Annotated in this window: 14 protein-coding genes; 7 read left to right on the forward strand and 7 right to left on the reverse strand. The window is 70.3% G+C overall.

Annotation, left to right across the window (positions count from 1 at the left end; all coding sequences use genetic code 11):
- Window positions 1-30: 30 nt before the first annotated feature.
- Window positions 31-999 (reverse strand): heme o synthase, encoded by a 969-nt coding sequence (locus ACZ4V1_RS25480; RefSeq protein WP_468339946.1) that lies wholly within the window; start codon window positions 997-999, stop codon window positions 31-33.
- Between the two features lie 359 nt (window positions 1,000-1,358).
- On the opposite strand from ACZ4V1_RS25480, the gene tkt reads away from it, so the two are divergent.
- From tkt to pgl, 5 genes are read left to right on the forward strand one after another with little or no spacing between them, the layout of a single operon-like run.
- Window positions 1,359-3,446, forward strand: a complete 2,088-nt coding sequence (tkt, locus tag ACZ4V1_RS25485) for a transketolase (RefSeq protein ID WP_468339948.1) — start codon at window positions 1,359-1,361, stop codon at window positions 3,444-3,446.
- Between the two features lie 35 nt (window positions 3,447-3,481).
- On the forward strand, window positions 3,482-4,600 hold the full coding sequence (gene tal, locus ACZ4V1_RS25490) for a transaldolase (RefSeq protein WP_468339950.1): 1,119 nt from the start codon (window positions 3,482-3,484) through the stop codon (window positions 4,598-4,600).
- Between the two features lie 4 nt (window positions 4,601-4,604).
- Entirely contained in the window at window positions 4,605-6,128 is a 1,524-nt protein-coding gene (gene zwf / locus ACZ4V1_RS25495) for a glucose-6-phosphate dehydrogenase (RefSeq protein ID WP_468339951.1), read from the forward strand.
- Window positions 6,125-7,183, forward strand: a complete 1,059-nt coding sequence (opcA, locus tag ACZ4V1_RS25500; RefSeq protein WP_468339953.1) for a glucose-6-phosphate dehydrogenase assembly protein OpcA — start codon at window positions 6,125-6,127, stop codon at window positions 7,181-7,183. Before zwf ends, opcA begins: the two co-directional genes overlap by 4 nt.
- The gene (gene pgl / locus ACZ4V1_RS25505; RefSeq protein WP_468339955.1) at window positions 7,180-7,962 is read left to right on the forward strand and encodes a 6-phosphogluconolactonase; all 783 of its coding nucleotides are present in this window, start codon (window positions 7,180-7,182) and stop codon (window positions 7,960-7,962) included. Before opcA ends, pgl begins: the two co-directional genes overlap by 4 nt.
- Window positions 7,963-8,149: 187 nt before the next feature.
- Here pgl and ACZ4V1_RS25510 read toward each other — a convergent pair whose 3' ends face one another.
- Window positions 8,150-8,980 carry a helix-turn-helix transcriptional regulator gene (locus ACZ4V1_RS25510; protein ID WP_468339957.1) on the reverse strand — a complete coding sequence of 277 codons (831 nt, stop codon included), beginning with the start codon at window positions 8,978-8,980 and terminating at the stop codon, window positions 8,150-8,152.
- Window positions 8,981-9,100: 120 nt separating this feature from the next.
- Between ACZ4V1_RS25510 and ACZ4V1_RS25515 the strand changes: the two genes are divergently transcribed.
- Complete coding sequence (locus ACZ4V1_RS25515; RefSeq protein WP_468339959.1) at window positions 9,101-10,165, forward strand: aldo/keto reductase; 1,065 nt, start codon at window positions 9,101-9,103, stop codon at window positions 10,163-10,165.
- Between the two features lie 69 nt (window positions 10,166-10,234).
- On the opposite strand, the gene ACZ4V1_RS25520 is transcribed toward ACZ4V1_RS25515, so the two are convergent.
- The 5 genes from ACZ4V1_RS25520 to ACZ4V1_RS25540 form a co-directional block, all read right to left on the reverse strand.
- The gene (locus tag ACZ4V1_RS25520; RefSeq protein ID WP_468339961.1) at window positions 10,235-11,074 is read right to left on the reverse strand and encodes a carbohydrate ABC transporter permease; all 840 of its coding nucleotides are present in this window, start codon (window positions 11,072-11,074) and stop codon (window positions 10,235-10,237) included.
- A 24-nt stretch (window positions 11,075-11,098) separates the two neighbouring features.
- Window positions 11,099-12,463 (reverse strand): carbohydrate ABC transporter permease, encoded by a 1,365-nt coding sequence (locus tag ACZ4V1_RS25525; RefSeq protein ID WP_468339963.1) that lies wholly within the window; start codon window positions 12,461-12,463, stop codon window positions 11,099-11,101.
- A 6-nt stretch (window positions 12,464-12,469) separates the two neighbouring features.
- A complete protein-coding gene (locus tag ACZ4V1_RS25530) occupies window positions 12,470-13,798 on the reverse strand; it encodes an ABC transporter substrate-binding protein (RefSeq protein WP_468339965.1) in 1,329 nt (442 codons plus the stop codon).
- A gap of 36 nt (window positions 13,799-13,834) precedes the next feature.
- On the reverse strand, window positions 13,835-15,457 hold the full coding sequence (locus ACZ4V1_RS25535) for a glycoside hydrolase family 13 protein (RefSeq protein WP_468339967.1): 1,623 nt from the start codon (window positions 15,455-15,457) through the stop codon (window positions 13,835-13,837).
- Window positions 15,458-15,640: 183 nt separating this feature from the next.
- On the reverse strand, window positions 15,641-16,912 hold the full coding sequence (locus ACZ4V1_RS25540; RefSeq protein WP_468339969.1) for an ABC transporter substrate-binding protein: 1,272 nt from the start codon (window positions 16,910-16,912) through the stop codon (window positions 15,641-15,643).
- A gap of 147 nt (window positions 16,913-17,059) precedes the next feature.
- On the opposite strand from ACZ4V1_RS25540, the gene ACZ4V1_RS25545 reads away from it, so the two are divergent.
- Complete coding sequence (locus ACZ4V1_RS25545; RefSeq protein WP_468339971.1) at window positions 17,060-17,575, forward strand: PadR family transcriptional regulator; 516 nt, start codon at window positions 17,060-17,062, stop codon at window positions 17,573-17,575.
- Window positions 17,576-17,583: the final 8 nt, after the last annotated feature.

Consider the following 17,583-nt stretch of genomic DNA (forward strand, 5'->3'; position numbering starts at 1 on the left):
GACCACGCACCCCGCCCGCCGCGGAGACGCTCAGCGCAGGAAGGGATCCACCGCGATCGCGAGGAACAGCACCGACACATAGGTGATCGACCAGTGGAAGAGCCGCATCTCCTTCAGCTTGCCGCCCGTGACCTCGGCCTTGGCGCGGTTCTGCAGCCCGTGCGCCTCCCACAGCCACATGCCGCCGGCCAGCAGGGCGACCGCCGTGTAGAACCAGCCGGTGTAGCCCAGCGGCTGCAGCAGCAGCGACACCACGACCATCACCCAGCTGTAGAGGACGATCTGCCGGGCGACGACCTTGTTGGAGGCGATGACCGGGAGCATCGGCACGCCGACGCGCGCGTAGTCCTCCTTGACCTTCATGGACAGCGGCCAGTAGTGCGGCGGCGTCCAGAAGAACATGACACCGAAGAGGATGATCGGCGCCCAGGACATCGAGTTGGTCACGGCCGACCAGCCGATGAGCACCGGCAGACAGCCCGCGATGCCGCCCCAGACGATGTTCTGCGAGGTACGGCGCTTGAGGATCATCGTGTAGACGACGACATAGAAGAGGAGTGCGCCGAGCGAGAGCCAGGCCGACAGCCAGTTGACGGTGAAACCGAACAGCAGCGTCGAGACGACGGCCAGGGTGATGCCGAAGACGAGGCACTCGGCCGGGCTGACCATGCCGGTCACCAGCGGGCGCTGCGAGGTCCGGTCCATCAGCGCGTCGATGTCGCGGTCGATGTACATGTTCAGCGCGTTGGCGCCGCCGGCCGACAGGTAACCGCCGACACAGGTCAGCAGCACCAGCTTCAGATCCGGAACACCCTGCTCGGCGAGGAACATCACCGGAACGGTGGTGATCAGCAGAAGCTCGATGATCCGCGGCTTGGTCAGCGCCACGAACGCCTTGACACGGGCCCCGAACGGCCGGTGACTCGGGCTCTGGCTCGTCCCGATTACCCCCGCAGGACGGGATTCAACGGCCGTCACGCACACCCCTGACAGAGACATCCCAGCAAGCCCGACCGTGTGAAGTGGCGGTAAAGGCTCGCGCGTACCACGCCACTTTAGACGTTGCCCATACCTCGGCCTTCGCGGGGGTGGGGTCGTGTTGAGGGGGGTGCTCCGACGTGCGTTCGGGGAGTCGATTGAGCGGTCAGATGAGCGGCTCCGTATTCACTTGCCGAATGCGGTTTCGCCCAGTCGACAGGCGGATCCAAGAGAGTCCCGGCAGTCTGGTTTCCAGCGGAAAAACGCACGTACTTACGGGGGTAGGCTCAACAACGGCCGGCCGACTCAGGACGCGCCGGCAGCCGGTGGGCGCCCACGTGCACCGGCATCCGACATGTGGAGAGGAGCCCTGACTCAGGGTGAGCACCAAGCCGACCACCACAGACCTCGAGTGGACCGAACTGGACCAGCGGGCCGTGGACACCGCCCGCGTCCTGGCCGCCGATGCCGTACAGAAGGTTGGCAACGGCCATCCGGGTACGGCGATGAGCCTGGCGCCCGCCGCCTACACCCTCTTCCAGAAGGTGATGCGGCACGACCCCGCCGACGCGAACTGGGTCGGACGCGACCGTTTCGTGCTGTCCGCCGGCCACTCGTCCCTGACCCTCTACACGCAGCTGTACCTGGCCGGCTTCGGCCTGGAGCTGGCGGACCTGGAGTCCTTCCGGACCTGGGGCTCCAAGACCCCGGGCCACCCCGAGTACGGCCACACCACGGGCGTGGAGACGACGACCGGCCCGCTCGGCCAGGGTGTCGCCAACGCGGTGGGCATGGCGATGGCCGCCCGCTACGAGCGCGGCCTGTTCGACCCGGAGGCCGCCGAGGGCGAGTCCCCGTTCGACCACTTCGTCTACTGCGTCGCCGGTGACGGCTGCCTCCAGGAGGGCATCTCCGCCGAGGCCTCCTCCCTCGCGGGCCACCAGAAGCTCGGCAACCTGGTCCTGCTCTGGGACGACAACCACATCTCGATCGAGGGCGACACCGAGACCGCCGTCTCCGAGGACACCTGCAAGCGCTACGAGGCGTACGGCTGGCACGTGCAGCGCGTCGCCCCGAAGCCGGACGGCGACCTGGACCCGAACGCGCTTTACGACGCGATCGAGGCGGCGAAGCAGGTCACCGACCGGCCGTCCTTCATCGCCATGCGCTCGATCATCGCCTGGCCCGCCCCGAACGCCCAGAACACCGAGGCCGCGCACGGCTCGGCGCTCGGCGACGACGAGGTCGCGGCGACCAAGCGGGTCCTGGGCTTCGACCCGGAGAAGTCCTTCGAGGTCTCCGACGAGGTCATCGGCCACACCCGGCAGGCGCTGGAGCGGGGCCAGGCGGCCCGTGCCGTGTGGGAGAAGTCCTTCCAGCAGTGGCGGGACAACAACCCCGAGCGCGCCGCCGAGTACGACCGTGTCGCCCAGGGTGAGCTGCCCAAGGGGTGGGAGGAGAAGATCCCGGTCTTCGAGACGGGCAAGGGCGTCGCCACCCGCGCCGCGTCCGGCAAGGTCCTCCAGGCGCTCGGCGCGATCATTCCCGAGCTGTGGGGCGGCTCGGCCGACCTGGCCGGCTCGAACAACACGACGATCGACAAGACGTCGTCCTTCCTCCCGGCGGACAACCCGCTGCCCGAGGCGGACCCGTACGGCCGCACGATTCACTTCGGCATCCGCGAGCACGCGATGGCCGCCGAGATGAACGGCATCGCGCTGCACGGCAACACCCGCATCTACGGCGGAACGTTCCTCGTCTTCTCCGACTACATGCGCAACGCCGTGCGGCTGTCGGCGCTGATGCACCTGCCGGTGACGTACGTGTGGACGCACGACTCCATCGGCCTGGGCGAGGACGGCCCGACCCACCAGCCGGTCGAGCACCTCGCCTCGCTGCGCGCCATCCCGGGTCTGAACGTGGTCCGCCCGGCGGACGCCAACGAGACCGCGATCGCCTGGCGCGAGATCCTCAAGCGCTGGACGAAGGAGTTCGGCAAGGGCCAGCCGCACGGTCTGGCGCTGACCCGTCAGGGTGTGCCGACGTACGAGGCGAACGAGGACGCGGCCAAGGGCGGCTACGTGCTGTTCGAGGCGGACGGCGGCGACGCCGAGGTCGTCCTCATCGCCACCGGTTCCGAGGTGCACGTCGCCGTGGAGGCGCGCGAGCGGCTCCAGGCCGACGGTGTGCCGGCCCGCGTGGTGTCCATGCCGTGCGTCGAGTGGTTCGAGCAGCAGGACCAGGGGTACCGGGACAGCGTCCTGCCCCCGTCCGTGAAGGCCCGTGTCGCGGTCGAGGCCGGGATCGGTCTCACCTGGCACAAGTACGTCGGGGACGCCGGCCGCATCGTTTCCCTGGAGCACTTCGGTGCTTCGGCGGACGGCAAGGTGCTCTTCCGCGAGTTCGGCTTCACTGCCGAGAACGTCGCATCCGCCGCCCGGGAATCGATCGCCGCAGCCCAGCGCTGACGCCCGTAATACGACACGTAGGAGATGCATTTTCCATGACAGACGCACTCAAGCGCCTCTCCGATGAAGGCGTCGCGATCTGGCTGGACGACCTGTCGCGCAAGCGGATCACGTCCGGCAACCTCGCCGAGCTGATCGACCAGCAGCACGTCGTGGGCGTCACCACCAACCCGTCGATCTTCCAGAAGGCGATCTCCCAGGGCGACGGCTACGACCAGCAGCTCTCCGACCTCGCCTTCCGCAAGGTCACGGTCGAAGAGGCCATCCGCATGATCACCACGGCGGACGTCCGCGACGCCGCCGACATCCTGCGCCCCGTCTTCGACGCCACCGGCGGCAAGGACGGCCGGGTCTCCATCGAGGTCGACCCGCGCCTCGCGCACAACACCAAGGCGACGGTCGCCGAGGCCAAGCAGCTCGCCTGGCTGGTGGACCGGCCCAACACGCTGATCAAGATCCCGGCGACCGAGGCCGGTATCCCGGCGATCGCCGAGACCATCGGCCTGGGCATCAGCGTCAACGTCACGCTGATCTTCTCGCTGGAGCGCTACCGCCTGGTCATGGACGCCTTCCTGACCGGCCTGGAGAAGGCCAGGGAGCGCGGCCTGGACCTCTCGCAGATCCACTCCGTGGCGTCCTTCTTCGTGTCCCGCGTGGACACCGAGATCGACAAGCGGATCGACGCGCTCGGCACCGACGAGGCCAAGGCCCTGCGCGGCAAGGCCGCCGTCGCCAACGCCCGTCTCGCCTACCAGGCGTACGAGGAGGTCTTCTCCTCCGACCGCTGGAACGCCCTGGACAAGGCCGGCGCCAACAAGCAGCGTCCGCTGTGGGCGTCGACCGGCGTCAAGGACAAGGCGTACAGCGACACCATGTACGTCACCGACCTGGTCGCGCCGAACACGGTGAACACCATGCCGGAGGCGACCCTGTTCGCGACCGAGGACCACGGCGAGATCACCGGCAACACCGTCGCCGGCACCTACGAGCAGGCGCGCGCCGACCTCGACGCGGTCGAGAAGCTCGGGATCGGCTACGACGAGGTGGTCCAGCTGCTGGAGAAGGAGGGCGTCGACAAGTTCGAGGACTCCTGGACCGACCTGCTGAAGTCGACCGAGGCGGAGCTGAAGCGCCTCGCCCCCTCGGAGGGCTAGGACATTGTCAAGCAGCAATCCGCTGCGTGACCCCGCAGACCGACGGCTCCCGCGTATCGCGGGGCCGTCGGGTCTGGTCATTTTCGGCGTCACCGGCGACCTCTCCCGCAAGAAGCTCATGCCCGCCGTGTACGACCTCGCCAACCGGGGTCTGCTGCCACCGGGCTTCTCGCTCGTCGGCTTCGCCCGCCGCGACTGGGAACACGAGGACTTCGCCCAGGTCGTGCACGACGCCGTCAAGGAGCATTCGCGAACCCCCTTCCGTGAGGAGGTCTGGCAGCAGCTCAGCCAGGGCATGCGCTTCGTCCAGGGCACCTTCGACGACGACGAGGCGTTCGAGCGGCTGCGCGGCACCATCGACGAACTGGACAAGGCGCAGGGCACGGGCGGCAACTTCGCCTTCTACCTGTCGGTGCCGCCCAAGTCCTTCCCCGTGGTCATCCAGCAGCTGAAGAAGCACCGGCTGGCCGACCAGTCGAGCGGCTCCTGGCGCCGCGCGGTGATCGAGAAGCCGTTCGGCCACGACCTGAGGTCGGCCGAGGAGCTCAACGGGATCGTCCACGAGGTCTTCGCCCCGGACCAGGTCTTCCGCATCGACCACTACCTGGGCAAGGAGACCGTCCAGAACATCCTGGCGCTGCGCTTCGCCAACACGATGTTCGAGCCGATCTGGAACCGGTCCTACGTCGACCACATCCAGATCACGATGGCCGAGGACATCGGCATCGGCGGCCGGGCGGGCTACTACGACGGCATCGGCGCCGCCCGCGACGTCATCCAGAACCACCTGCTCCAGCTGCTCGCGCTGACCGCGATGGAGGAGCCCGCCTCCTTCGACGCGGACGCGCTGGCCGCCGAGAAGACCAAGGTGCTCGGCGCGGTCCGCCTCCCCAGGGATCTGGGCCGGGACACCGTGCACGCCCAGTACGCGGCGGGATGGCAGGGCGGCGCGAAGGCCGTCGGCTACCTGGAGGAGGACGGTATCGACCCGAAGTCGAAGACCGACACCTACGCCGCGATCAAGGTCGGCATCGACAACCGCCGCTGGGCGGGCGTCCCCTTCTACCTGCGCACCGGCAAGCGCCTCGGCCGCCGTGTCACCGAGATCGCGGTCGTCTTCCAGCGCGCCCCGCACTCCCCCTTCGACTCCACGGCCACCGAGGAACTCGGCTCGAACGCGATCGTCATCCGCGTCCAGCCCGACGAGGGCGTCACCGTCCGCTTCGGCTCCAAGGTGCCGGGCACGTCGATGGAGATCCGGGACGTGTCCATGGACTTCGCGTACGGCGAGTCCTTCACGGAGTCCAGCCCGGAGGCGTACGAGCGCCTCATCCTCGACGTCCTCCTGGGCGACGCCAACCTCTTCCCGCGCACCGAGGAGGTCGAGCTGTCCTGGAAGATCCTCGACCCGATCGAGCAGTACTGGGACCAGCACGGCACTCCGGCCCAGTACCCGGCCGGCACCTGGGGGCCCGTCGAGGCGGACCACATGCTCGAACGAGACGGACGGAGCTGGCGCCGCCCATGAAGACAGACCTCACGGACACCACGGCCAGCAAGATCAACAAGGCGCTGGTGCTGGGCCGCCGGGCCATCGGCACGCCGGCCGTCGGCATGGTGCTCACGCTGGTCATCGTCACCGACGAGGAGAACGCCTACGACGCGCTGAAGGCCGCGAGCGACGCCGCGCACGAGCACCCCTCGCGCACGCTCGTCGTCATCAAACGCGTCTCGCGCTCGCCCCGGGACCGCACGAAGTCCCGGCTGGACGCCGAGGTACGGCTCGGCGCCGACGCGGGCACCGGCGAGACGATCGTGCTGCGGCTGTACGGCGACGTCGTCGACCACGCCCAGTCGGTGGTCCTGCCGCTGCTGCTGCCGGACGCGCCGGTCGTGGTGTGGTGGCCGGTGAACGCGCCGCTGGACCCGGCCCGCGACCCGCTGGGCGCCCTGGCCCAGCGCCGGGTCACCGACACCTACGCCTGCGAGGAGCCGGTACGGGAGCTGGCCGCCCGCGCCGACGCCTACGCGCCGGGCGACACCGACCTGTCCTGGACCCGCATCACGCCGTGGCGTTCGATGCTGGCGGCGGCCCTGGACCAGGTCGACTGCCGGGTGCAGGCGGTCGAGGTGGAGGGCGAGGAGTACAACCCGAGCTGTGAGCTGCTCGCGATGTGGCTCGCTGACCGGCTGGACGTACCCGTGAAGCGCTCGGCGTCGAACGGTCCGGGCCTGACGGCGGTCCGGATGGACACCGACTGCGGCCCGGTCGTCCTGGACCGGGCGGACGGCTCGCTGGCGAACCTGTCCATCCAGGGCCAGCCCGCCCGCGCGGTGGCGCTCAAGCGCCGCGAGACGGCCGAGCTGATCGCGGAGGAACTGCGCCGCCTGGACCCGGACGACACGTACGCCTCGGCGCTGCGGTACGGGGTGAACAGGCTGAACACCCCGGACGGCTCCGGCAAAGGGGGTTCCGCCGACGGCGGCGCCGCGGTCGCCGCTCCCGTCGAGACGGCTGCGAAAGCACCCGCGAAGGACGCGGCGCAGGAGAAGACACCGGTGAAGAAGGCGGCGGCGAAGTGAGCACTCCCCAGTTGGCCGTGCACCGCGACAAGGAGCTGATGGCCGAGGCCGCGGCGGCGCGGCTGATCACGAAGATCGTGGACGCGCAGGCCTCCCGGGGCAGCGCGTCCGTGGTCCTGACCGGCGGACGCAACGGCAACGGCCTGCTCGCGGCACTCGCCGGGTCCCCGGCCCGGGACGCGATCGACTGGGCCCGCCTGGACCTGTGGTGGGGCGACGAGCGCTTCCTGCCGGAGGGCGACCCGGAGCGCAACGACACCCAGGCGCGCGAGGCGCTGCTCGACTCGGTGCCGCTGGACCCGAGGCGGGTGCACACGATGCCCGCGTCGGACGGCCCGCACGGCTCGGACGTGGAGGCCGCCGCGGCGGCGTACGCGCGGGAGCTGGCCGAGGCGTCCGTCCCCGAGAACCACGCCGAGGTGCCGTCCTTCGACGTCCTGCTGCTGGGCGTCGGCCCGGACACGCATGTGGCCTCGCTCTTCCCGGAGCATCCGGGCGTACGGGAGACGGAGCGCATGGTGATCGGCGTCCACGGCTCTCCCAAGCCGCCGCCCACCCGCGTCTCCCTGACCCTGCCGGCCATCCGCACGGCCCGTGAGGTGTGGTTGCTCGCGGCGGGCGAGGACAAGGCGAACGCGGTCGCGATGGCCCTCTCGGGCGCGGGCGAGATCCAGGCCCCGGCGGCCGGGGCACAGGGCCGCGCCCGCACTCTGTGGCTCCTGGACACGGCGGCGGCTTCGCGGCTGCCGAGGTCGCTGTATCCGCCGGCGTCGGCATAAGCCCTGCCGGCTTCCCGCCCGGCGGCGCCCGCCCGGACCGGCGCCCGGGCCTGTCCGGCGGATCAGTCCGGACAGGCCCGTGTGCCGGCGGGGCTCAGCGCTTGAGCGTGAAGGCGAGCCCGGCAGCGGTGCGCAGCGGCGCCGCTCCACCGGTTTTCGAGCGCCGGTGCGAAGGGAGCGCTCGACGTCACCGAGCGCGCAAGCGGTCCAGCGCCGACCGGCTCTCGTCGTCCGCGGCGCGGTAGATGACCAACTGCTGGTCCGGATCCTGTAGTGGCGTGAGCACTTCGAAGTCCACCGTGATCGCGCCGACGCCGGGATGCCGCAGCACCTTGCGCCCGCGGCCGTTGACCTTGACGTCTCGCTCGGCCCACAGTCGCGCGAATTCCTCGTCTCGGACGATGAATTCGGCGATGCGGCCGGTCAACTCCTGATCGTCCGGATACGCGGCCCACGCGGCGCGCAGGTGAGCGATTCCCTCTCGCACCACGCGTTCACGGTCGGCGTAGAACTCGCGCATCTCCGGATGCATCAGACACAGCCACATCGCGTTTCGCTGCGCCGGCGGCAGGGTGTCGAAATCCAGTAGCAGCCTGGCCATTTCGCTGTTCCAGGCCAGGATGTCGTAGCGGTGGTTCATCACCATGGCCGGCAGCGGCGACAGATCGGCGACCAGCCGGGCCAGCGGCGGCGCCGCGGCGGCGGCGGGCTTGTCGGCGTCGCGGGGGCGCTGCCGGGCCAGGTCGAAGAGGTAGGCGCGTTCGTCGGGGGCCAGGCGCAGGGCCCGGGCCAGCCCCTCCAGTACGTCCGCCGAGGGCCGCAGCCCGCGGGCCTGCTCCAGCCGCACGATGTAGTCGATGCTGACCCCGGCCAGTTCGGCGACCTCTTCCCGGCGCAGCCCCGGGGTCCGCCGGGACCGCCGACGCGCCGGCAGTCCGAAGTCGTGCGGGTCCAGGCGTTCACGCCGGGTCCGCAGGAACGCGGCCAACTCCTGTGTCGTGTCCAGGATGCGGGTCATCGCGTTCGACCCTACAGCAGGGTAGGACTGGCGTTCCCAGGAACTTCTTTCCCTTATCCCCGGCTCGCGGCGGTCACAGACTTGCTTTCCGGCAACGGATCACAAGTACGGGAGACCACCATGTCGCTCACCCTCGACACCTACCGGCTGCTGGGCCGCTCAGGGCTGCGGGTCTCACCGCTGGCGCTGGGCGCGGCGACCTTCGGTACCGATTGGGGCTGGGGCGCCGAGCGGGACGAGGCGCGTAAGCTGTTCGACCGCTACGTCGAGCGCGGCGGGAATTTCATCGACACCGCCAGCACCTACACCAATGGCAATTCCGAGCGCCTGCTGGGCGAATTCGCGCGCGACATCCGCGAAAGCCTGGTCTTGGCAACGAAATACACGACGCTGCGCCGGCCCGGCGATCCGAATTCCGGGGGTCCGCACCGCAAGAGCATGTTCGCGTCGGTGGAAGCCAGCCTGCGACAGCTGAACACGGACTACATCGATCTGCTCTACCTGCACGTGTGGGATACCACGACGCCGGTCGAGGAGGTCCTGCGCGGCATGGACGATCTGGTCCGGCAGGGCAAGGTCCTGTACGTGGCGATCTCCAACGCCCCGGCCTGGCAGGTGTCGCGCATGCAGGCGATCGCCGACCTGCGCGGCTGGTCGCCGCTGGTCGCGCTGCAGATGGAGTACAACCTGATCGAGCGTACCGGGGAACGTGACCTGATCCCGATGGCACGGGAGATGGGGTTGGGGGTGATCCCGTACTCACCGCTGGCCGGCGGAGTGCTCACCGGCAAGTACAGCCGGGACGACCTGACCGCGCCGGACGGCGCACTCGACGACGGCACCCGCAGGAGCTTCAACATGGCCATGGGCACGCTCACCCAACGCAACTTCGCCATCGCGGACGTGGTGAAGGAGGTCGCCACGGAACTGGGCCGCACGCCCGCCCAGGTGGGACTGGCCTGGACCCTGCGCAACCCGGATGTGACGGCGCCGATCATCGGCGCCCGCACCCCCGCGCAGCTGGAGGACAACCTGGGCGCCCTGGAGGTCGGCTTCACCGCCTCCCAGCTGGCCCGCCTCGACGAGGCCGGCGCGATCGAGCTCGGCTTCCCGCACGACCTGCTCGCCGGCGACCACATCCGCAAGGTCACCAGCGGCGACCTGAAGGTCGAGACCCGCCGCTGACACCCGTTCGAGCGCCGTTGTCCGACGGGAGGGCGGCGGGGGACGAGGGGCCCCCGCCGCCCCAGGCCCTCACTTCACGGAACCCGCCATGACCCCCTGGACGAAGTGCCGCTGGAACGCGAAGAACACCACCACGGGAACGACCAGCGACAGGAACGCCCCCGGCGCCAGCACGTCGATGTTGCTGCCGAACTGCCGTATCTGCGATTGCAGTTCCACCGTCAGCGGCTGCGACGAACTGTCCGCGAACAGCAGCGCCACCAGCATGTCGTTCCACACCCACAGGAACTGGAAGATGGCGAGGCTGGCGATGGCCGGCCGTCCCACCGGCAGCACCAGCCGCGTGAAGATCCGCCACTCGTTGCCGCCGTCCATCCGCGCCGCCTCCAGCATCTCCTTGGGCATCTCGGCGAAGTAGTTCCGCAGCAGGAACACGGCGAACGGCAGCCCGTACGCGACGTGGAAGAGCACGACACCCGGGATCGTCCCGAACAGCCCCAGCTGCCCGAAGAGCTTGGCGACCGGCAGCAGCCCGATCTGCACGGGCACCACCAGCAGCGCCACGACGACCAGGAAGACCGCCTCGCGCCCCGGGAAGTCCAGCCAGGCGAAGGCGTACCCGGCGAGCGCCCCGACGACCACGACCAGCACGGTCGTCGGCACGGAGATGAGCACCGTGTTCCAGAAGGCCTGGGTGATACCCGAGTTGCCGAGCAGCGCGGAGTAGTTGTCGAGGGACAGCTGCCCGGGGCGGGCGAGCGCGGTCCACCAGCCGCCCTCGGCCGTGTCCTCGGCGGACCGCAGTGAGGACAGGAACAGCCCCGCCAGCGGCGTCATCCACACGAGACCGACGAGCACGAGGAAGGCCTGGACGATCCCGTTGCCCAGGTAGCGCCGCACGGCGTTCATCGCTGACTCCTCATCGCTGACTCCTCATCGCTGACTCCTCTTGAAGCGGCGGACGTTGAAGACCATGGCCGGGACGACGAGCAGCAGGAGCAGCACACCCAGCGCACTGCCGAGCCCCTGGTTGTTGCCGCCGCCGAACGACACCAGCCACATCTGCGTCGCGAGCACCGTCGCGTCCTCCTGCACGGGTCCGGGCGCGATGATGTAGACGAGGTCGAAGACCTTCATCACGTTGATCACGAGGGTGATGAAGACGACCGTCAGCACCGGTGCCAGCAGCGGCACGGTGATCCGCCGGAAGATCTGCCACTCGTTCGCGCCGTCCATCCGCGCGGCCTCCAGCGCGTCGCGCGGCAGCGACGACAGCCCGGCGCCGATCAGGACCATCGCGAAACCGGTCCAGATCCACAGGTACGCCCCGATGATCGCGGGCGTGACCAGCGCGGGCCCGAGCCAGGAGACGCCCTCGTAGGGCGGGGCGAAGTTCGACGCGGGCAGCTCGACGGCGTACGAGCCCTCGGCCAGGTCCTCGAAGCGGAAGGAGCCGTCGGCCGCCGTGGTCGTGGTGGCGACCGTACGGCCGTCGCGCACGGCCTCGACCGTCATCTCGGGCAGTCCGCTCTCGCGCCGGTCGACCCGGCCCTGCTCGCCTCCCCCGCCGGGCGTGAAGTCCAGGTAGACGACACCGCTCACCTCACCGGCCGCCGCCTCGCGGCCCGCCGCGCCGTAGGCGGGCTTGGTGCCGGACGGCAGGTCGGCGGGGAGCACGCCGACCAGGCCCAGCGCCACGGTGTCGCCGGGTGACACGCCGGCACTCGTCCGGTACGAGCCGTCGCCCGCCTTGGTCAGGCCGCCGCTCTGCCCCTCGCGCGCCCGTGCGGTCGGATAGGTCGACGTGCCGGCGAAGGCGTCGTGCACGCCGGTCACGGCGGCGTTGAGGACGCCCTTGTCCGGGTCGTGGTCGTAGGCGAGCCGGAAGATGATGCCGGCGGCGAGGAAGGACACCGCCATCGGCATGAAGAGGAGCAGCTTGAAGGCGGTGGCCCAGCGCACCTTCTCGACCAGGACGGCCAGGATCAGGCCGAGGCCGGTCAGCAGGGTGGGCGCCACGACGACCCAGACGGCCGTGTTGCGGACGGCTTTGAGCGTGGCCGGGTCGCGGAACATCTCGGTGTAGTTGTCACCGCCCACGAAGCGGGTCCCCGAGGCGTCGAAGAAGCTGCGCCCGACGGAGAACAGCACGGGGTAGACGACGAGCGCGCCCAGCAGGAGCAGCGCGGGCAGGACGAAGAGCAGGGCGACGGCCGCCCGGCGCCGCCGGGGGCGCCGTACGCGCGCCGGACCGGGGGCGGTGGGCGGGCTCGCCTCTTTCACCAGGGTCGAGGTCATGACCGGTCAGCCCTTGTAGGCCTTGGCCGCCGCGGCCTCGAGCTCGGCGGCGGTGGCCTTCGGGGCGGAGGGGTCGCGCAGGAAGTCCTGGAGGATCTTCCACTCGCCCGTGCCCTTGGTGCCGCCGAAGGCCGCCGGTGCCTGGTCGGACATGTCGAAACGGACCGTTTCCCCGGCGTCCACGAGGGACTTGGCGGTGGCCCGCGTGACGTCGTCGCCGTAGGAGGCCGGGTCGAGGTTCTTGTTCGGGGAGAGGAAGCCGCCCGCCTCGGCCCACACGGCCGCGGCCTCCGGCGTCGCGAGGAACTCCAGGAGCGCCATGCCGGCCTCGGCGTTCTTGCCGTCCTTCAGGACGACGGCCGCGTCGCCGCCGCTGACCACCGGCGCCTTGCCTCCGTCGACCGCGGGGAACGGGAAGAAGTTCGCGTCCTTGCCGATCTCCCTGCCGAACTGGTCCTTGGCGACCCCGGCGACGAAGTCGCCCTCGTAGACCATGCCGGCCTCGGGCTTCGGACCGAAGACCTTCTCCACCGAGCCCGGGAAGTCGGTGTTCAGGGCGCCCTTCCGGCCGCCCTCGATCAGCTGCTTGTCCTTGAAGAGCTTGCCGAGGGTGGTGAGCGCCTCGACCACGCTGGGGTCGGTCCACTTCAGTCGGTGGGCGGCGAGGGCGTCGTACTTCTCCGGCCCGGCCTGGGAGAGGTAGACGTTCTCGAACCAGTCGGTCAGCGTCCAGCCGTCCTGACCGGCTACCGAGAAGGCGGCGAGCCCGGAGTCGGAGAGGGTCTGCCCGGCCTTCAGCATTTCCTCGTACGTCTTCGGCGGCTCGACCCCGGCCTGGTCGAGTGCGTCGGGGCTGTACCAGACGGTCGACTTGTGGGCGGCCTTGAAGTACAGGCCGTACAGGGTGCCGTCGACGCTGCCGTACGACTTCCAGACGTCCGCGAAGTTGGTGTCCACGGACTTCCGGGCCGACTTGGACAGCGGCTTCAGCCAGCCCTTGCCGGCGAACTGCTCGAGCACGCCGACCTGCGGGACCATCACGACGTCGGGGGCGTTGCCGCCCTCGATCTTGCTGCCGACGACGGTGGACACGTTGTCGCCGGTGGAGACGAAGGAGGTCTTGGCGCCGGTCTTCTCGGTGAAGGCGTCCAGCACCTTCTGGAAGTTCTCCTGCTCGGTGCCGGACCAGACGCCGGCCACGGTGACGGACTGTCCGCCGAGCGCCTTGTCACCGCCGCCGGCCGTGACGGGTCCCGAGCCGCCGCAGGCGGTGGCGCCGAGGGCGAGTACGAGGGTGGTGCAGCCGGTGAGCAGGGGGGTACGTCGTCGCATCATCGTTGATGTCCCTTCGGAGGGTTGGGTCGGGGAAGGTCAGAGGTCGGCGATCCACCAGGCGGCGGTGGAGCCGGGCAGGACGCCGGGCGGGCAGGGCCCGCTGGTGAGCAGCGGGGTGCCCGGGGCGGGCGCGGGCGTGGGGGCGGTGCCGAAGTTGACGGCGCAGACCAGGCCGTCGCCGCGGACGAAGGCCAGCACGCCGGGCGGGGTCTGGAGCCAGCGCAGGGTGCCCTCGCCGAGCTGGGGCAGATCGCCCCGGAGCTGGAGGCCGTCGCGGTACAGGTGCCAGAAGGAGCGGGTGTCGGCGAGGGCGCGGTCGGTGGCGTACTCGGCGAAGTACTCCGGCTGCGGCAGCCAGGGCTTGGCGCTTCCGTCTTTGGAGGTGAAGCCGAACGGGGAGGCCTGTCCGGACCAGGGCAGCGGCACCCGGCAGCCGTCGCGGATACGGGCGCGGCTGCCGGTGCGGTGGAAGATCGGGTCGGTGAGCACGTCGTCGGGCAGGTCGACGACCTCGGGCAGGCCCAGTTCCTCGCCCTGGTAGATGTACGCGGCGCCGGGCAGCGCCAGCATCAGCAGCGCGGCGGCGCGGGCGCGGGCGGCGCCGAGGCCGCTGCCCTCGGTGGCGGGTTCGCCGTAGCGGGTGACGGTGCGGACCTGGTCGTGGTTGTTGAGGACCCAGGTGACCGTGGAGCCGGTCCCGGCGATGTCCTGCATGGCCTCGGAGATGACCTTGCGGAAGGCGTCGGGGTCCCAGGGCGCGCCGAGGAGGTCGAAGAAGAAGGCCTGGTGGAGTTCGTCGGGGCGGACGTAGCGGGCGTGCTCGCGGGCGCTGGGGACCGACACCTCGCCGACCAGGAGGCGCTCGCGGCCGTCGCGGCCGGCGTACTCCTCGCACACCGCGCGCCACTGCCGCCACACGTCGTGCACCTCGGGCTGGTTCCAGGCAAGCGGGTTGACCGAGTCGCGGGTGCGGGCGTCGGCCTCCGGGTCCGGGGAGTCGGGCAGGCCGGGGTGCTTGAAGAGGCCGGCGGCCACGTCTATGCGGAAGCCGTCGACGCCCCGGTCCAGCCAGAAGCGGAGTGTCCGGTCGAACTCGGCGGCGACCTCGGGGGTGCGCCAGTTCCAGTCCGGCTGCTCGGGCGTGAACATGTGCAGGTACCACTGGCCGGGGCGGCCGTCGGACTCCGTCACCCTGCTCCAGGCCGGTCCGCCGAACATGGCGTGCCAGTTGTTGGGCGGCTCGTCGCCGTCCTGGCCGCGGCCGTCGGCGAAGTGGAAACGCGCGCGGGCCGGGCTGCCGGGCTCGGCGGCGAGGGCCTCGCGGAACCACGGGTGCTCGCTGGAGCAGTGGTTGGGGACGATGTCCAGCAGCACCCGGATGCCCAGGCGCCGTGCCGCGGCGACCAGCGCGTCGAACTCGTCGAGATCCCCGAAGAGCGGGTCGACGCCCCGGTAGTCGGCGACGTCGTAGCCGTGGTCGTGCTGCGGCGAGGGGTAGAAGGGGCTCAGCCAGATCCCGTCCACGCCGAGCTTGCGCAGATACGGCAGTCCGGCCCGGACGCCGGCGAGGTCGCCGACGCCGTCGCCGGTGCTGTCGAGGAAGCTTCGGACGTAGACCTGGTAGATCACCGCGTCACGCCACCAGTGGTGCCTGTTCACCCCGTGGACCTGTCTGTTGAGAGCCGCCGCTGTTGTGCATGCATGTTAGGTAGCGGTGTCGCGAGGGTGTCAACGAACAGAACAGAAGCTACTCAGCAGTTGGGGGTTTATATATGGACTTTTCACCGCAGTGACGGCGCAGATGAGATGTCGGCGTTACCTAACACGTAACTAGAGCGGGATTCAGTGCCGCGAGATGGCGGCCAGTTCGCGCGCCAGCCGGCGCACCGCCGCCTCGGGCGTCTGCCGCCCGCTCATCGCATCGTGCACGACCGCCTGCACGGCCAGGCTGACCTGGTCGTAGCGCGGGCTCTTGGGACGCGGCGCGGCGGCGAGCACGCTCTCGCGCAGGGTCGGCAGATACGGGAACGCCTCGGTCAGTTCGGGGTCCTCGTAGAGGTCGGCCCGTACGGGCGGCAGCGCGCCGCGGGTGAGGACCTGGCGCTGGACGGGCTCGCTGGTGAGGTACGCGATGAGGCGCGCGGCCGAGTCGGGGTGCCGGGCGTGCGCGCCTACGGCCAGGTTCGAGCCGCCGAGGACGCTCGTCCCGGGCCCGTGGGGTCCCGGCAGCGGCACGGCGCCGACCTTCCCGGCGACCTTGGAGCCCGGGGCCGAGGCGCCGACGTAGGCGTAGGGCCAGTTGCGCAGGAAGAGCAGACGGCCGTCCTGGAAGGCCTGCTTGGACTCCTCCTCCTTGTAGGTCAGCGCGTCCCTCGGGATCCAGCCCTCGCGCACCCCGCGCACCAGGAATCCGATGCCCTCACGGGCCGCCGCCGAGTCCACGGTGACGCGTTCGCCCTCGTCGCCGAGGATGCTGCCGCCCGCCGAGTAGACGGCCTCGGCGGCGTTGACGGTGAGGCCCTCGTAAGGCAGGAACTGGCCCGCGTAGCCGTCGAGTCCGTGCTCCGGCGCGAGGGTCTCGGCGTACCGCTCCAGCTCGGCCCAGGTGCGCGGCGGCGGGACGCCCTCCGCGGCGAGCACGTCCTTGCGGTAGAGGAGCAGACCGGCGTTGGTGACGTACGGGACGGCGTACAGCCGTCCGTCGTATGTCGCGGTGTCGACGACCGGCGGCAGGAGCGTGCCGAGCGGGAACCGGTCGCGGGGCAGCGGGCGTATCCACCCCGCCGCGGCGAACTCCGGGGTCCAGTTGACGTCGATGTTCAGGACGTCGAAGCGGTGCCGGTCGCCGTCCCGCAGGTCGGTGGCCATCTGCGCGCGGGTCTCGTCGGCGGAGTCGGGCAGTTCGACGAGGGTGACCCGCTCGTCGGGATGGTCGCGGTTCCAGCCCTCCAGCAGTGGGCCGAGGTAGCCGGTGAGGTCACCGGCGGTGGCCAGGGTGAGCGGCCCGCGCCCGCGCCCGGCGCCTTCGTCCGCGCGGGCGCCGGACGCGACGTAACCGGTCAGGACCACGACGAGGACGAGGAGGCCCCTACCGGCGGCGTGGATCCACCGCATAGGTTCCTCCCTGTACAACCTCGTACACCGGCCGGCACGCGCCCGCCCGCACCGGGCTTCCTCGCCCGGGTCAGGGGCCATGTATACCTGTTAGGTATGCGCGATACTAGGGCCTGGAGCACATGACCAGAAGGGAAGGACGGCTGAGTGCGCCTGCACCTTCTGGCCCTTCTGGCCCGCGGACCGGCCCACGGCTACGAGCTCAAGCAGGGCCTTGAGCAACTGCTGGGCTCCGCGTACCCTCAGCCGAACGTCGGCCAGGTCTACGTCACCCTCGGCCGCCTCGAGAAGACGGGGCTGATCGAGGGCGAGGACATCGAGCAGTCGAGCCGGCCCAACAAGAAGGTCTACCACCTCACCGACGCCGGGCGGGACGAACTGCGGGCCTGGTACGAGGAGACGGCGGACGAGCCGCGGGTGCGGGACGAGTTCTTCATGAAGCTCGCCCTGGCCCCGCAGACCGGGCTCGCCGACCAGGTCGCCCTCATCAACAGACAGCGGCGGCAGTACCTGAACACCATGCGGCAGCTCTCCAGGCTGGCCGCCGCCGAAGACCGCGACAACCGCATCGCCCACCTCCTCATCGAGGGTGCGATGCTGCACCTGCAGGCCGACCTCGACTGGCTGGAACGGTGCCAGGAAGAGCTGGAGGAGCTGGAGTGAGTGCTGGG

The organism is Streptomyces sp. NPDC028991 (assembly GCF_055564775.1).

Bases quoted from the DNA above. Each gene is read 5' to 3' on its own strand.
- ACZ4V1_RS25530 (WP_468339965.1), bottom strand. From the start codon at position 13,798: ATGATGCGACGACGTACCCCCCTGCTCACCGGCTGCACCACCCTCGTA.
- ACZ4V1_RS25515 (WP_468339959.1), top strand. From the start codon at position 9,101: ATGTCGCTCACCCTCGACACCTACCGGCTGCTGGGCCGCTCAGGGCTG.
- opcA (WP_468339953.1), top strand. From the start codon at position 6,125: ATGAAGACAGACCTCACGGACACCACGGCCAGCAAGATCAACAAGGCG.
- ACZ4V1_RS25510 (WP_468339957.1), bottom strand. From the start codon at position 8,980: ATGACCCGCATCCTGGACACGACACAGGAGTTGGCCGCGTTCCTGCGG.
- ACZ4V1_RS25540 (WP_468339969.1), bottom strand. From the start codon at position 16,912: ATGCGGTGGATCCACGCCGCCGGTAGGGGCCTCCTCGTCCTCGTCGTG.
- tal (WP_468339950.1), top strand. From the start codon at position 3,482: ATGACAGACGCACTCAAGCGCCTCTCCGATGAAGGCGTCGCGATCTGG.
- ACZ4V1_RS25520 (WP_468339961.1), bottom strand. From the start codon at position 11,074: ATGAACGCCGTGCGGCGCTACCTGGGCAACGGGATCGTCCAGGCCTTC.
- ACZ4V1_RS25480 (WP_468339946.1), bottom strand. From the start codon at position 999: ATGTCTCTGTCAGGGGTGTGCGTGACGGCCGTTGAATCCCGTCCTGCG.
- ACZ4V1_RS25525 (WP_468339963.1), bottom strand. From the start codon at position 12,463: ATGACCTCGACCCTGGTGAAAGAGGCGAGCCCGCCCACCGCCCCCGGT.